This window comes from Prosthecobacter vanneervenii (assembly GCF_014203095.1).
Classification (GTDB): Bacteria; Verrucomicrobiota; Verrucomicrobiia; order Verrucomicrobiales; family Verrucomicrobiaceae; genus Prosthecobacter; species Prosthecobacter vanneervenii.
The window spans coordinates 140,755-154,957 of sequence record NZ_JACHIG010000012.1 but is presented as its reverse complement, the minus strand read 5'-3'; the positions used below and the strand labels follow the sequence as shown (position 1 = coordinate 154,957).

General features: G+C 62.7%; 13 protein-coding genes. 6 read left to right on the top strand and 7 right to left on the bottom strand.

Translation table 11 applies throughout. The annotated features are described in order from the left end of the window. The first annotated feature begins 58 nt into the window (after positions 1-58). Both HNQ65_RS22480 and HNQ65_RS22475 read left to right on the top strand, forming a co-directional pair. Entirely contained in the window at positions 59-481 is a 423-nt protein-coding gene (locus tag HNQ65_RS22480; protein ID WP_184343278.1) for a VanZ family protein, read from the top strand. Between the two features lie 218 nt (positions 482-699). Further along, positions 700-1,374: a hypothetical protein gene (locus tag HNQ65_RS22475; protein WP_184343275.1), complete on the top strand. Its 675-nt coding sequence runs from the start codon at positions 700-702 to the stop codon at positions 1,372-1,374. A gap of 196 nt (positions 1,375-1,570) precedes the next feature. On the opposite strand, the gene HNQ65_RS22470 is transcribed toward HNQ65_RS22475, so the two are convergent. The 3 genes from HNQ65_RS22470 to HNQ65_RS22460 form a co-directional block, all read right to left on the bottom strand. Beyond that, the gene (locus HNQ65_RS22470) at positions 1,571-3,025 is read right to left on the bottom strand and encodes a hypothetical protein (protein WP_184343273.1); all 1,455 of its coding nucleotides are present in this window, start codon (positions 3,023-3,025) and stop codon (positions 1,571-1,573) included. A 494-nt stretch (positions 3,026-3,519) separates the two neighbouring features. Further along, positions 3,520-4,998 (bottom strand): C39 family peptidase, encoded by a 1,479-nt coding sequence (locus HNQ65_RS22465; protein ID WP_184343272.1) that lies wholly within the window; start codon positions 4,996-4,998, stop codon positions 3,520-3,522. A 63-nt stretch (positions 4,999-5,061) separates the two neighbouring features. Continuing rightward, positions 5,062-6,372, bottom strand: a complete 1,311-nt coding sequence (locus tag HNQ65_RS22460; protein ID WP_184343270.1) for a glucose-1-phosphate adenylyltransferase — start codon at positions 6,370-6,372, stop codon at positions 5,062-5,064. Between the two features lie 130 nt (positions 6,373-6,502). Here HNQ65_RS22460 and HNQ65_RS22455 point away from each other — a divergent pair, with 130 nt between their 5' ends. The 3 genes from HNQ65_RS22455 to HNQ65_RS22445 all read left to right on the top strand — a co-directional run bounded on the left by HNQ65_RS22455 (position 6,503) and on the right by HNQ65_RS22445 (position 9,701). Then, positions 6,503-7,468: a c-type cytochrome domain-containing protein gene (locus HNQ65_RS22455; protein WP_184343268.1), complete on the top strand. Its 966-nt coding sequence runs from the start codon at positions 6,503-6,505 to the stop codon at positions 7,466-7,468. 22 nt (positions 7,469-7,490) lie between these two features. Next, positions 7,491-8,015, top strand: a complete 525-nt coding sequence (locus tag HNQ65_RS22450) for a peroxiredoxin (protein WP_184343266.1) — start codon at positions 7,491-7,493, stop codon at positions 8,013-8,015. Between the two features lie 114 nt (positions 8,016-8,129). Further along, the gene (locus tag HNQ65_RS22445) at positions 8,130-9,701 is read left to right on the top strand and encodes a hypothetical protein (protein ID WP_184343264.1); all 1,572 of its coding nucleotides are present in this window, start codon (positions 8,130-8,132) and stop codon (positions 9,699-9,701) included. A 331-nt stretch (positions 9,702-10,032) separates the two neighbouring features. On the opposite strand, the gene HNQ65_RS22440 is transcribed toward HNQ65_RS22445, so the two are convergent. The 4 genes from HNQ65_RS22440 to aroC form a co-directional block, all read right to left on the bottom strand. Beyond that, the gene (locus HNQ65_RS22440) at positions 10,033-10,752 is read right to left on the bottom strand and encodes a hypothetical protein (protein ID WP_184343262.1); all 720 of its coding nucleotides are present in this window, start codon (positions 10,750-10,752) and stop codon (positions 10,033-10,035) included. Positions 10,753-10,774: 22 nt separating this feature from the next. Then, positions 10,775-11,494, bottom strand: coding sequence for a 3-keto-disaccharide hydrolase (locus HNQ65_RS22435; RefSeq protein ID WP_184343260.1), 720 nt, complete (start codon positions 11,492-11,494; stop codon positions 10,775-10,777). Positions 11,495-11,578: 84 nt separating this feature from the next. Further along, positions 11,579-12,202 carry a hypothetical protein gene (locus HNQ65_RS22430; RefSeq protein ID WP_184343258.1) on the bottom strand — a complete coding sequence of 208 codons (624 nt, stop codon included), beginning with the start codon at positions 12,200-12,202 and terminating at the stop codon, positions 11,579-11,581. Positions 12,203-12,230: 28 nt separating this feature from the next. Further along, positions 12,231-13,316, bottom strand: a complete 1,086-nt coding sequence (gene aroC, locus HNQ65_RS22425; protein WP_184343345.1) for a chorismate synthase — start codon at positions 13,314-13,316, stop codon at positions 12,231-12,233. A 114-nt stretch (positions 13,317-13,430) separates the two neighbouring features. On the opposite strand from aroC, the gene HNQ65_RS22420 reads away from it, so the two are divergent. Further along, a complete protein-coding gene (locus tag HNQ65_RS22420; protein ID WP_184343256.1) occupies positions 13,431-14,186 on the top strand; it encodes a phosphodiester glycosidase family protein in 756 nt (251 codons plus the stop codon). The last annotated feature ends 17 nt before the right edge of the window (positions 14,187-14,203 follow it).

Sequence of the window (14,203 nt, the reverse complement as noted above, 5' to 3'; positions counted from 1 at the left end):
GTCAGCTTCTTGCGGTGGAAATGCGGCACCATGCCTGCTATGGCAGGTGGCATCTGCGATGAAACTCCCGCGCTTTCTTTCGTCTCCCGCCTTCTGGCGCGTTCTGACCCTCATCTGGGCCGGGGTGCTGTGGTGGCTCTCCTCGCAGACCTTTCTGCCCAAGCCGGGAGACTTTGAGGGCGTGGACAAGTTTGAGCACTGCGCCTTCTTCGCCATCGGCGGCACCTGCTTCCTGCTCAGCCTGCGGCTGGCGGGGCGTGCGCAGACCTTTGGCGCGGCGCTGGGGTTTGCCCTGGTCTTTTGCGGCCTCGTGGGCGTGGTGGACGAGTGGCACCAGCTCTACGTCCCCGGCCGCAGCGGCGGCGATGTGTGGGACTGGACCGCCGACTTGAGCGGCGGCCTCCTCGCCACCGTGGCGGCCCTGATCGCAGGCCGGTGGCTGGGGCTGAACCGGACGTACAAAGACAGAATTGAGGCGTGACAGCGAAAGCCTCAGGCTGCCCCGAAGGGGTGAGCGGAAGCGAATCAATGCGGCCGCACAACGAGGATCGCGTGAAGCCGCCGCGTTCGAGCGTCTCGTGATACACGCAGCTACACACTGCCACTGAGGCCGTTCCACCGTCGGGCAATGCGCCCGGCCTTTCGAGAACTGGTCTAATTGCCTCGACAGCATCTTGGTTGTTGCGATAGCTTGAGGTCGTGAAATCGGTTTTGCGCGCCTTCGTCTTGACGGCATTGTTCGTGTCGCTCGCCGAAAATGAAAGTCTCTCCTTTGCAGGGGCTGCTCCGACATTGCATGAAAGCCAGATTCGATCCTGGTCGGAATGGTGGATGAGTGAGGCAGAGCGCCAATGTCTTCCTGTGCCTCAGCTTCTTTACATGCAGACAAGTGCGCAAGACCGGGCTGGTGAAGCTCTCAATGCGATCGCTTGGTTATTGCCTGCGCCTGATGCGTTCAAAATGGTCCATCCCAACAGTGTCCTTCGCTTCAAATGGCATCAAGCCAATGCTGGGAGGATAAAAACAGAGGCAGTCACCATGCCTTTCGGACTCGAATATGTCAGTGATGAAGGTCCGGAATTTGGGGCGTACTGGATCGACTGGCTTTATGATGGATGGCCTCGACATATGCCGGCATTTAGGATGATGCCTCCTACGGATATGGGTGGGCCTTACACCAGGGTGAAAAACGTGCGGGCACCAGCAACGGTTCGTTTCGCAGCATTCTCCCAAGAGCAGCTTGAAGATGTCAGTCTATTTGGAATAAACCGCCTGAATACACCGCTGGAATTTGGTGAAGCCGTCGGCGGGCTCAAATCCAAAGCCATTTTCAAATCGCACCACCCATTTTCTATTTTCGACGATTGCGAGTGACAGACGGTTTCTTGCGTTTTGTGAATGGCAGACCCATCAGGAGCCCGAAACTAAGAACTGCGAGAGTCTTGTGTTGTGCCTGCACCGGCCACCCCATGGGAGGGTAGCTGCGTTCGTTCCTCAATTTGCAACCACATTCCAAATGGTTCTGTGGCTTGCCTTGCGTCAGTGGAAACCACCACATCAGCACCGCTTCTCAGAAACCCACCACGTAGAAGTGCTGCTGGGAGACGCGCTCGGCTTCGGGGACGCTGATCCAGCGTTCCTTGTAGTTTTCTCCCCAGCTGTCGCTGAAGGCGATCTCGTTGGTGTCTTTGTTGTAGCCGGTGATGAGGACGACGTGGGCGCTGTCGCGGTCTTTTTCCAGCGTGCTGTCTGCGGCTTGCTTGAGCACCTTGACCTTCCAGGTGGTCCAGTTGGTCACGGCTTTGCGCTCCTGGGTGTGTTTGTCGGCGACTTCGTTGAATTTGTCCGTGCTGTAGAGGCACCACATGACCGGCACGCCTTTGTCGATGTATTTGGCCAGGTCCTTGAGCTTGAGCTCTCCGCCCCAGGAATCAAAGGAGCGGTGCTTGCTGCGGATCTGGGGCCCGATGCCCTCCAGCAGCACGTCCACGCTGGTGCCGCCGCCAAAGCCGCTCTGCCCGGCGTTGGCCAGGATGTACATGTCTGCGGGCACGCCGAGGTAGCGCATGGCGCGCTCGGCGGTGGCGGGCACGCAGTAGCCCTTGGGGCCCTGGTCCACCATGGGCAGGTCTCCCACCACGATGTCGCCATTGGGGCGCTTTTCCAGATTGGCCAAAACGCGGGCGCGGATGACCTTGTCGGCCGTCTCCTCCACCTTGCCGCCGGCATCGGCAAAGGCGGTGGTGACGATCTGCAGGCCCACGTACTCGCCCTCGGCCTCGGCCAGCAGGAGGGAGTGGCCGCGCCAGTCCCAGCGCTGCATGTTCATGCGCCCGGCTTTTTCGCCAAAGCGTTCCTTTTTCGGCGCGCCGAGCTTCTTGGTCAGGGCCTCGGAGATGGCAGCCACGTCCTTGTCCATGGCCTTCTTCAGCAGCTTGGCCGCATCGTTGTCGTCAGGCTGCTTGGAGGCGTCTCCTTCGTATTGGAAGAGGTCGCCCTTGTTGGCATAGACGAGGGAAAAGGCGGCGATTTTGCCGTTCTCCGCATACATGGCCACGGAGTAGGGGTGCGCGCCAAAGAGCTTGTAATCCTTCTCCGTGTAGGAGCGGAAGCTGCTGGTGGTCTTGGTCTTGGACTCCGGCGGGATCTGCAGCTTTTCCGCCAGCTCCTCGGCGGAGGTGGCCCAGAGAGGGGTGTCGCTGAAAAGGGGCTGGCCAGCGGCTTCGTTGATCGCAGCAGGCTCCAGCTTGTCATTCGGACCGGGTTTGTAGGCAGTCGAGGCAGCGGGTGCGGCAGGGGCGCTTTTCAGATACTGCTGATCGGCGGCGGAGAGGGAGGCGATGGGCAGGGTGAAGCGCTGGCCGTTGGCCGTCTCGATGGTCACATTGGCTCCGGCCACGCCGATGAGCCTGGCCTGAAGGGCCTTGCCCTGGGCATTGGTAAAGGTGCGGAGCTCGGCCGTCTGGGCCAAGACGGGGGAGATATTGAGGCCCAACACTAGGAAAAGACTGGCAGCACGTGTCATGGGAATGCTTTTAGCGAACTCTTCCGCAGGTGTGAAGGATGAAAATGCGTTCTGTTTGTAAACAGGCGCAAAGAGCCATGCGGCTGCAAGTGATACCACAATCAGCTGAAAACGGGTCTGCAGGGCTTGTGCCGTGTGCGCGGGCGCGTGGCACTCCGATCGTAGGTTGGGTGTGTTTGGCGTCGAGAGCACACGCCTGCTCGACCGCTCCTCCGCCAAACCGCCCGACCATCAGCGCCTTCCTACGCCGTGGTGCTTGCCGCACGCTGGTGGACGGGCGGGCTGTCGCCACACCCATCCTACGTATGGCGGGCATGCAAGCACTGGCTGCCTGATTTGCCTTGAAATCTCCAGCTGAACACAAAGTCTCTTCTTCAGAACCGAGTTTTCAGTGGCTTCGAAATCGACCCGTTTTCAATGGAGTGTGGTATGAGCTCCACAGCCAGCGAATGACGGCGCTAGGAGGACCAAGCGCCCTGACTTTGCCGAGTGTATCAGAAACCCACCACGTAGAAGCGCTGCTGGGAGACCTGCTCGGCTTCGGGGAGGGTGATCCAGCGTTCCTTGTAGCGCTCTCCCCAGCTGTCGCTGAAGGCGATCTCATTCGTGTCCTTGTTGTAGCCGATGATGAGGACCACGTGGCTGGTTTCCTTGTCCTTGGGCAGGGAGTTGGCGGCGGCCTCGCCTGTGACCTTGGTCTTCCATGCGGCCCAGTCCTTGACGTCCTTGCGCTCCTTGGTGCGGGCGTTGGCGGTGGTGTTGAACTGCTTGGTGCTGTACAGGCACCACATGAGGGGCACGCCTTTGTCGATGTATTTGGCGATGTCCTTCATCTTCAGCTCGCTCTTCCATTCGTCGAAGGAGCGGCGCTTGCTGCGGATCTGCGGGGCGATGCCTTCGAGCAGCGCGGAGACGCTGGTGCCGCCGCCAAAGCCGGAGTTCCCCGCATTGGCCAGGATGTACATGTCGGCAGGTACGCCGAGATAGCGCATGGCGCGCTCCGCCGTGGCGGGGGCGCAGTAGCCTTTGGGGCCCTGGTCCACCATGGGGATGTCTCCGATGACGACGTCGCCATTTTCGCGCTTTTCCAGATTGGCCAGCGCCTTGGCGCGGATGACCTTGTCCACGGTGTCCTCCACCTTGCCGCCGGCATCGGCAAAGGCGGTGGGCACCACCTGCACGCCCACATAGACGCCCTCGGCCTCCGCCAGCATGATGGCATGGCCGCGCCAGTCCCAGCGCTGCATGGTCAGGCGGCCGATGTTGCTGGGCCCTTCGCCAAAGCGCTCCTTTTTCGGTGCACCGAGCAGCTTGGTCAGCGAGGCGGAAATGGTGGCCAGGTCCTTGTCCATGGCGGTCTTGACGATCTCGGCGGCCTTGGCCGGAGGCGTGTCGCGGTCAAAGTGCAGCTCGCTGCCTCCCTTGGAGCTGAAGAGGTCCCCCTTGTTGGCAAAGACGAGGGAGAAGCTCGTGACCTTGTCATTCTCCGCATACATGGCCACGGAGAAAGGGTGCGCGCCAAAGAGCATGTAGTCGTCCTTGGTGTAGGCGCGGTAGCTGCTGGCGTTCTTGGTCTTGGACTCCTGCGGGATCTTCAGCCGGGCGGCCACCTCCTCGGCGGAGGAGGTGAAGAGCGGTGCCTCGGCAAACATGGGCTGCCCCACGGCCTCATTGACGGACTCCGGGGAGAGCTTGTCATTCGGGCCGGGTTTGAAGGTGTACTTGGCCGGGGCTGCTGCTGGAGGGGCGCTTTTGACGTACTGCTGGTCTGCGGCGGACAGGGACGTGATGGGCAGGATAAAGCGCTGACCTGCGGCGGTCTCGATCGTCACATTGGCTCCGGCCACGCCGATGAGCCTGGCCTGCAGGGCCTTGCCCTGGGCGTTGGTAAAGGTGCGGAGCTCGGCGGTTTGGGAAAAGGCGGCGGACAGGGTCAGACCCAGAACGGCAAAAACACGGTTGGCATGCTTCATGGTGGTGCTTTTTAACGCACCCCCTGCTCAAGGTGTTAGCCTTTTTTCACACGCGGCCCCGGATCAGATCCAGGTGCCGGAGGGGATGATGGCGTCTTTCGGGATGCAGATGATGCCGTCACGGATGTAGAAGTTCTCCCCGTCCATGTTGTCCGGCTTGCCTTCGGGGGTGATGACCACGTTGTCGCCGATGTGCACGTTTTTGTCGATGATTGCGCGCTCGATGCGGCAGTTGCGGCCGATGCCGGGTGCCGGGCGTGTGGGGTCGGTGCCCACGGCACCCGCGTAGTAGTCTGCACCCATGATGATGCAGTCGCGGATGGTGGTGCCGGGCTCGATGCGGGCGCGCAGGCCGATGACGGCGGTTTCGATATGAGCATCGGTCAGCACGCTGCCGTCGGCAATGAGGGCACCACGGATGGTGGCACCATTGATCTTGGTGGCGGGCAGGAAGCGCGCATGCGTAAAGATGGGCGCGGAGCTCTCAAAGAAGTCAAACTGCGGCACCATGCGGCAGAGGTCGAGGTTGGCGTCGAAGAAGTTGCGGATGGTGCCGATGTCCTCCCAGTAGCCCTGGAAGTTGAAATTGTGCACGCGCTTGTTCTTGATGGTGGCGGGGATGATGTGCTTGCCGAAGTCGTTGAAGGTGTTGTCGAGGCACTCGATGAGCACATCCCGGCGGAAGAGGTAGATGCCCATGGAGGCCTGGAAGTGGGCTTCGTTTTCGGGAAGGCCCAGCTTCTTCAGCGTGGAGGGCGGGATGCGCAGCTTGTCCAGCACCTCGGGGTCCTTTGGCTTCTCCACAAACTCGTAGATGCGGCTGTTTTCATCCGAATGCATGATGCCGAATCCCGGAGCGGCCTGGGCGTCCACCGGAATGGTGGCAATGGTCAGGTCCGCATTCGTCGCCACATGCTGGCGCATGAGCGTGCGGTAGTCCATGCGGTAGAGCTGGTCGCCGCTGAGGATGAGGAAGTAGTCGTAGTCTCCTTCCAGGAAGTAGCGCAGGTTCTGGCGCACGGCGTCGGCGGTGCCCTGGTACCAGCGCTCGCCATCAGGCGTCTGCTGCGCGGCCAGCACCTCCACAAAGCCACGGGTGAAATTGTCAAAGCGGTAGGTGCGGGCCAGGTGGCGGTTGAGCGAGGCGCTGTTGTACTGCGTGAGCACGTACACCTGGCGCAGGCCGGAATTGATGCAGTTGCTGATCGGGATATCGACGATGCGGTACTTGCCCGCGAGCGGCACGGCGGGCTTGGCACGGTTTTCCGTCAAGGGGAACAGGCGGGTGCCCGCGCCACCTCCCATGACGATGGCCAAAGTGTTGCGGCGGAGAAGCGTGTCGGCTTCGATCTGGACGTTGGATGGGGTGCTCATGGTCCGTGGTGGGGGTTGTGACTATTTCTCTGAAACAAGGAGGACAAGCAAGCGTTATCCCTGCCCTTATAAATACACAGGCAGACGCGCCTCGCCTATCATCCCTAGTCCATTTACCTCCACCAACCTCATGCCCTCATTTGTGCTCCGTTCCACCTCTTTTGCCCTCTGTGCACTGGCAGCGTCTTCCGTGCAGGCAGCGGTCAATTTCGAAAAGGATTTGCTGCCTGCAATTACCAAAAAATGCGTGGATTGCCACAAGGCCCCCGCCGTGGTCAACGGCCAGAAAAAGGAGCCCAAGGCTGGTCTGCGTCTGGACGCCTCCTGGGCCATCCTCAAGGGCAGTGAAAACGGCCCCGTGCTGACCCCCGGCGACCCCTCCAAGAGCGGCATCTATGAGTCCGTGATGCTGCCCAAGGATGATGACGGCCACATGCCCTCCAAAGGCGACGACCTGACCAAGGAGGAGATCGCCCTGCTGAAGAAGTGGATCGAAGAAGGGGCCAACTTTGGCGGCTGGGTGGGCAGCGTGGAAGGCATGCCCGCAGGGGCCATGACGGAGTCTGCCAAACCCTACAAACCCCGCCCGCATGACCTCTTTTACGCCGCGCTGGAAAAGGACGTGAAGCCGCTCTCGGACGACCTGCTGGCCAAGGCCAAGGCCGCCGGGGCCCAGGTCTCCCCCGTCAAGGTGGACAGCCCGCTGGTGCGTGTGGACTTCCTCACCGGGGTGTCCAAGTGCGACGACGCCAAGGTGGCCGCCATCCTGCCGATCAAGGACAACATCGTGCAGCTGGATCTGGGCCGCACCGTGGTCACTGACGCTGCCCTGAAATCTGTGGGCCAGATGCCGCGCCTCGTCACGCTGGACCTGCGCCAGACCAAGATCACCGATGCCGGGCTGGAGGCTCTGATCGGGCTGAAGAAGGTCGAGTCCATCAACCTCTTTGGCACCGAGGTGACGGATGCCGGGCTGAAGCACCTGGCCAAGATCAAGAGCCTCAAGAGCGTACATCTCTGGCAGTCCAAAGCCACCCCGGCCGGCGTAAAGCAGCTGACCGCTGCCATCCCCGGCCTGAAAGCCAGCATCGAATAACCCAACCCATCCGTAACCTCCTATGAAAACGCGCCTCCTCATGCTCACCGCCATCTTCCACGCCCTCTTCGGCATCGCCAATGCCGGCCAGGGGGAAAAAGTCAGCTACCCCGCACCCGCCGTGTCCGGCATCAACCAGGACGGTGCCACGGTGAACTTTGCCGACGTGTACAAGAAAGGCCCCACCGTGGTCTTCTTCTATCCCAAGGCCGACACCCCCGGCTGCACCAAGCAGGCCTGCTCCCTGCGCGATGCCTTTGCCGACCTCTCCAAAGAGGGCGTGCAGGTGCTGGGCGTGAGCTTTGACAAGGCGGAGTCGCAGAAGGCCTTCAAGGACAAGTTCACCCTGCCGTATGACCTGATCGCCGATCCGGAAGGCAAGATCGTGGCCGCCTTCAAGGTGGAAAAGATGGCCAAGGGGCTGCTCTCCCTGGCCAAGCGCAGCTGCTTCCTGATCAAGAACGGCAATGTGGTGTGGCAGGACTACCAGGCCGCCACCGACCAGCAGGCCGCCGACATCAAGCGCGTGCTCGCTGAGACGAAGTAAGGCGGAGCCGGGCCGCCGGTTTCAAAGTTGTTTCAAAAAAGAGACCGTCGGGCAAACCCCGGCGGTCTTTTTTTGTTAACGTCCGCGCCATCTCCGCTGTCATTACCCCGCTGCATGTCCTTCACCCAACAGTTTCACCGTTCCACCCGCACCTGCCTCGGCATGGCTGCGGCGCTGCTGCTGGCGGGGCAGGGGCTCGTGCACGCGGACTGGCGGGACGACATCGGCTACACCCAGCTGGCCACGGAGCTGGGGGCCTCCGTGCCCACCGGGGCGGGCGTCATTCTGCTGCAGTCGGAGGCCAATGACCAGACCTCCCCGCCCAACTATCTGCCGCAGGCAGGCGGGCCGGGCGCGTTTGCTGGGGCATCGCCGTACGCGGGCATCACCTTTTACGCAGAGTCCACCGCCGGGGTGGTGCTGAGCCATGCGCAGAGCGTGGCCTATTACTACTACGCCAACGGCAGCGGCATCTCCCAGGGCAGCACGGAGGTGCACGTCTATACGGCCACAGATTTTCTTAACCGTCTTTACACAGGCACCTCCCCGCCCACCTTTCCCGGGCGGGTGCAGAACCACAGCTGGATCGGCAGCACCGACGCCACCACCGACCCGCAGCTGCTGCGCAGCCTGGACTTCATGATCAACCGGGACGGCACGCTGGTGGCCGTGCCGCTGAACAACAATACCGACCCCATGCCCGCCCTGCTGGGAAACAACTACCACGCGCTGACCGCCGGGCTGCGCAGCGGCCTGCACAGCCGGGGCGGCACCAACACGGACGGCAGCGGGCGCATGAAGCCGGACCTCGTGGTCAACGTGGGGGAAACCAGCTACGCCTCGCCCACCATCGCGGGCAGTGCTGCCGCGCTGCTTCAGTCTGCCATCGCCACCGGGAATGCGAACGCGCAGAAGCCGCAGGCCATCAAGGCGCAGATGATTGCAGGCGCGTCCAAGCAGAACCTGCCCCAGTGGCAGCGCCTGAGCACCAGCGCGCCGTATGACGCCGTCTTTGGCGCGGGGGAGCTGAACATCCGCAATGCCTATTACATCCAGCAGGCGGGGCAGCGTGGCTACTCCACCAGCACCGAGGTGCCCTCGCGCGGCTGGGACTACAACACCACGACCAACAATGCCGCCGGGCGGCGCTACTTCTTCAGCATCCCCGCCGGGCGCTATGCCACCACCTTTTCCGCCGCCATCACCTGGCACCGCAGCATCACCGGATTCAACGGAGGCGCGTATAGCAGCAGCTTGTCGAATCTCGATCTGGCGCTGTATGCCTCCACCAACTTCACGCCAGGGGCCAGTGCTCTCTACACCTCTGCCAGCACGGTGGACAATGTGGAGCATGTCTTTGCCTATAACCTGCCGCCGGGGCAGTACATGCTGGTCGTCACCTCGGCCACCAACAACCGCGCCTACGGCCTGGCCTGGGACGCGCAGCTGGGCGGCGGCCCGGCGCTGGCACCGCAGTTCTCCGGCAGCCAGTGGCAGCTCGCCGCCTCCAGCCTGGACCCGTATCTGAGCTACACCATCGAGAGCTCGCCGGATCTCGTCAGCGGCTGGACCACGGAGCTGACCTTCCGCATGGCGGACACCACGCCCGCCTATACCTACACCTGGCAGCCCCCTCAGAGTGCCAGCCGGTATTTTTACCGCCTGAAGTGGACGCCAGTGCGGTGACGCTCTCTGGGCTTAGGTTGGATGTGTTTGGCAGCGCAACCGCTCTCTCCGCCAAACCGCCCGACTGTCAGGACGTCCGCACGCCGTGGTGCTAACAGCACAATCAGCTGAGACCGGTCTGCAGGGCTGTGCCGTGTGCGCGGGCGCGTGGCACTCCGGTCGTAGGTTGGGGTGTGTTTGGCGTCGAGAGCGCACGCCTGCTCGACCGCTCCTCCGCCAAACCGCCCGACCATCAGCGCATTCCTACGCCGTGGTGCTAACAGCACGCTGATGGACGGGCGGGCTGTCGCCACACCCATCCTACGTCATCAGCTCCGAAACACACCCGGTCTTAGCGCTTCACCCAGCGGCTTCCGCTGGAGAGGCCCACATGCCAGTCGCGCAGGTGCATGTCGGAGTAGTCGGTTTTGCCCAAGGCGCCGACCATGAAGGTGCCGGTGGCGCGTTTCCATGCCTTGCTGAAACTCTCCGCCGTGTGGCAGCCCCAGCTCTGGCAGTAGGCCTTGCTGCTGAAGGCCCAGCGGCTGAGCTTGTGCAGGTCGTTCTGGTGCAGCCAGGCTGTTGAAGTGGCATACGTGTCTGAGCTGTAGTCAAACATGAAGCTGTACTTGTTGGAGTGGCCAAAGTACTCAAAGCCGGAGATCTTGAGCCCGCCGCGACCAGCCGCGCCGTGGTTGATGTAATGGATGAGCTCGTCGGCGCTGCGGAACCAAACGAGGTTGATATAAGGGTAGGCCTTCGGCACGGACTCCACATTCTGCGTCAGCGGCTGGTGCTCGGCGGCGGAGCGGCGCACGTAGCCGTCCCGATACACCAGCCAGGTGATGCGTGTGCCCGCAGGCGCGGTGTTGTGGATCTCCTGCATGCGCACGCGGGCGGTGCGGATGAAGTTTCCCCACCAGCGGTCATGCTGCTCTCCAGGCTTGCGCAGGTCCTCAAACTGACGCACCGCAGGCCCGCCGCTGACGACGAGGTATTCGGTGTCTGCCACAGCCGGAAGGGCCAGGCCGAAGGTCAGGAGAAAGAGCGTGATGGAGAGCAGTCGGGTCATGACAGCGGCCAACTAAGCACGGCTATTTCGTTTCGACGAGCTTGAAGTTTTTGAACTGCACGACCATTGGCGGGCCGGCGTGGATTTGCAGGGCCAGCAGGCCTTCCTTGGGGGCGTTGGCGGCGTCTTCGTCCGTCACGTCCACGGTCTGCATGCCATTGATGAAATGCTGCACATGGTTGCCCTTGGCCACGATGCGGTACTCGTTCCAGTCCTCGTGCTTGATGGCGGCCTGCACGGCGGCGCTGTCGCTCACGCTGCCGGTCACTTCCACCACGGCCTTCTTGCCGCCATCGGCTGCGGGCTTGATCACGGTCTTTTCGCCGCGCTTGGCCAGGATGCCACGGCCGCGCTCTTCGTAGAGGATGCCGCTGTAGGTCTTGCCAGCCTCAAAGTCGGCCTGGTAGCCGGAGATGATGGGGCCGTTTTCGCCGGCAGGCAGCTCCTTGCTGCGGTACTGCAGGCCGGAGTTTCCTTTTTCGATGCGGTACTGGAAGGTCAGCTCAAAGTCGGAAACCGTGCCGCCTTTCCAGACGAGGAAGGTGTTGTGCTTGAGGATGCTCTTGGCCGGATTGGCGGGGTCGGCAGGGGTCTTGCCGGTGATGGTGCCGTCCTGCACGCTCCAGAGGTCCTTGTTGCCCTCCCAGCCGGTGAGGTCTTTGCCGTTGAAGATTTGCTTTTCCTCCGCGCTGGCGAAGGAGACGGCGGCGAACAGGGCGGCGAGGGCGAGATTCAATTTCATGAGTGGGTTGGGTGAGATTCGATCGGGCGAGGTTTAACGCGAGCGCCCGTGCTTGTCTATCGGATTGCAGGGGCGCGGTGTCTGCTACCGCCGCCGCAAAAAGTCGCACAGCCACACCAGCCCCAGCACCGTGGCCACGCAGACCCCGACGAGTGCATCGGCAGATGTGCCTTCGGCTTCTTCAAGAGACGTCATGCCGGCAGCATCCAAGGCCTGGGCATGGAGCAGGGGGCTGGCTGCCTTGAAAACCCTCAGGTCAGCGCGGCTCAGGCGTGAGGCCTGCGATCTCGTGCGGCGCAGGATCTCCGGCAGGGCCTGCGTCTGCTCATTCAGCGCCACCAGCGCACTGCTGCCAAAGACGAGCAGGCCTTCGTAGCGGTGCAGCCAGACCACCACGCGCTGCCCTCGGGTCAGGTGGCTCAGCAGCCCCCAGTCATCCTCGGGCTGCTGGTAGGGATCGCGAGTGTGCTTCGCCGTGAGCCTCACGCTGCCCTCTCCTGACATGTCCTGCGCTGCGCCCATGAGAGACTCCACTTTCAGCGTGCAGGATTCCTCCAAAACGATCTCCGAAACCGAGCGCTTGAGTTCGGAGGAAACCTCCTGCACCACGCCGACGAGAATCCCCTCCGCTGGGAAAAGGCGGCCGTCAAACCAGGGTGTCATCGGCAGCTGCCTCGGCGCAGCCGCACAGGTGGCTGCTGCTGCCATCAGGAGACAGACGATCCAGCGCATAGCCTCAGCCCATCTGGGAGCGCTGGCGCAGGAAGTGGTCTGCCAGCACCAGATGCACCATGGCCTCCACCATCGGCACGGCGCGTGGCAGCACGCAGGGATCGTGGCGGCCGCGGGCGGCCAGGGTGGTGTCTTCGTGGGTGTTGGTCACGGTCTTCTGCTCGCGCAGCACGGTGGCGGTGGGCTTGAAGGCCACGCGGAAGACGATCTCCTCCCCGTTGCTGATGCCGCCCTGGATGCCGCCGCTGCGGTTCGTGCGCGTACGTACCTTGTCGCCGTCCATGTAAAACTCGTCGTTGTGCTGCAGGCCCGTCAGCGTGGTGCCGCCAAAGCCGCTGCCGATTTCAAAGCCCTTGCTGGCAGGCAGGCTCATCATGGCCTTGGCCAGATCGGCCTCCAGCTTGTCAAACACGGGCTCGCCCAGTCCGGGGGGCACGCCGCGTACCACGCACTCGATGATGCCGCCCACGCTGTTGCCCTCGGTGCGGATTTTTTCGATCAGCTCGATCATCTTCTCCGCCGCCACGGGGTCGCAGGTGCGGACGATGTTGGACTCGATCAGCGCGGAGGTCAGCTCCGCCGCAGCGGGCACGGTGGCCTCGATATTCTGCACGGTCTTCACGTAGGCCAGGCACTCGTAGCCACCCAGCGTCTGCTGCAGCACCTTGCGTGCGATCGCGCCTGCGGCCACGCGGCCGATGGTCTCGCGTGCGCTGGAGCGCCCGCCGCCGGAGACGGCGCGGATGCCGTACTTGGCGTCATAGGTGTAGTCGGCGTGGCTGGGGCGGTAGGCCTGCTGCATCTCCGTGTAGGCGGAGGGGCGCTGGTCGGTATTGCGCACCAGGATGCCGATCGGCGTGCCGAGCGTGAGGCCATCCAGCACGCCGGAAAGGATCTCGGCCTTGTCGTCCTCCTTGCGGGGGGTCACGATCTTGCTCTGGCCAGGGCGGCGGCGGTCCAGCTCCGCCTGGATGTCCTCCACGGTGAGGGGGATGCGCGGCGGGCAGCCGTCGATGACGACGCCGACGCCGGGGCCATGGGATTCGCCCCAGGTGCTGATGCGGAAAAGTGTGCCGAGACTGCTGGACATGTGGGGGCGCATCATGCGGCAATCCGCCCCGGGTTCAAGGGTTCTTCGTGCGGGAGTTCGGGCATCCGCCTTTTCGAGAATTGCATGCTGATGCTGATTCCGGCATCCTATGGCATGATCTTCCCCCTCCGGCTGCTTCCCCTTCTGGCCTGCGCCTTCCTCACCGCCTCTCTGCATGGCGCCGAAATGCTGGACTACGAAGGCGGGAGCTATCTGATCTACCGGGTGGACAAGGACGACAGGCCGCGCCTGCAACTGGCCTGGCTGGATGAAGGCGGAAAGCCGTTGCACGATTTCAATGGCCTGAGCCGCCAGCTGGCCGCACGTGGCAGGCACATTCTCTTTGCCACCAATGCAGGCATCTACGAGCACGGGCCCCGGCCCTGCGGTCTGACCATCTGCGTGGGACAGGAGCTGGTGCCGCTGAATCTGAAGGCAGGAGAGGGCAATTTTTACCTCAAGCCCAACGGCGTCTTTTACCTGGATGATCAAACCGGACCCGGTGTGATGGATGCGGAGGAGTACGCCCGCAGCGGGCTCAGGCCCCGACTGGCCACGCAGTCCGGCCCACTGCTGCTGCGCCGGGGCGTGATGCATCCCGCCTTCCGTGAAAACTCACCCAACAAGCGCCTGCGCAATGCCGTGGGCGTGCGCAAAAAAGACGGGCAGATCGTCTTTGTGATGAGCGACCGCGAGGACGGCGTGAAAGGCCGCGTGACCTTCCACCAGCTCAGCCGCTGCTTTCTGCACCTCGGCTGCGAGGACGCGCTGTATCTGGACGGAGATATCTCCAGCATGCTCATCCAGCCCGAGCCCGGCGTGCGCTTCACCTCCAACACCTTTGCGGCGATGTTTTTCATCGCGGAGTGAGGGAAGCGATGCGCCGA

Bases quoted from the DNA above. Each gene is read 5' to 3' on its own strand.
- HNQ65_RS22480 (WP_184343278.1), top strand. From the start codon at position 59: ATGAAACTCCCGCGCTTTCTTTCGTCTCCCGCCTTCTGGCGCGTTCTG.
- HNQ65_RS22470 (WP_184343273.1), bottom strand. From the start codon at position 3,025: ATGACACGTGCTGCCAGTCTTTTCCTAGTGTTGGGCCTCAATATCTCC.
- HNQ65_RS22465 (WP_184343272.1), bottom strand. From the start codon at position 4,998: ATGAAGCATGCCAACCGTGTTTTTGCCGTTCTGGGTCTGACCCTGTCC.
- HNQ65_RS22460 (WP_184343270.1), bottom strand. From the start codon at position 6,372: ATGAGCACCCCATCCAACGTCCAGATCGAAGCCGACACGCTTCTCCGC.
- HNQ65_RS22455 (WP_184343268.1), top strand. From the start codon at position 6,503: ATGCCCTCATTTGTGCTCCGTTCCACCTCTTTTGCCCTCTGTGCACTG.
- HNQ65_RS22450 (WP_184343266.1), top strand. From the start codon at position 7,491: ATGAAAACGCGCCTCCTCATGCTCACCGCCATCTTCCACGCCCTCTTC.
- HNQ65_RS22445 (WP_184343264.1), top strand. From the start codon at position 8,130: ATGTCCTTCACCCAACAGTTTCACCGTTCCACCCGCACCTGCCTCGGC.
- HNQ65_RS22440 (WP_184343262.1), bottom strand. From the start codon at position 10,752: ATGACCCGACTGCTCTCCATCACGCTCTTTCTCCTGACCTTCGGCCTG.
- HNQ65_RS22435 (WP_184343260.1), bottom strand. From the start codon at position 11,494: ATGAAATTGAATCTCGCCCTCGCCGCCCTGTTCGCCGCCGTCTCCTTC.
- HNQ65_RS22430 (WP_184343258.1), bottom strand. From the start codon at position 12,202: ATGGCAGCAGCAGCCACCTGTGCGGCTGCGCCGAGGCAGCTGCCGATG.
- aroC (WP_184343345.1), bottom strand. From the start codon at position 13,316: ATGTCCAGCAGTCTCGGCACACTTTTCCGCATCAGCACCTGGGGCGAA.
- HNQ65_RS22420 (WP_184343256.1), top strand. From the start codon at position 13,431: ATGATCTTCCCCCTCCGGCTGCTTCCCCTTCTGGCCTGCGCCTTCCTC.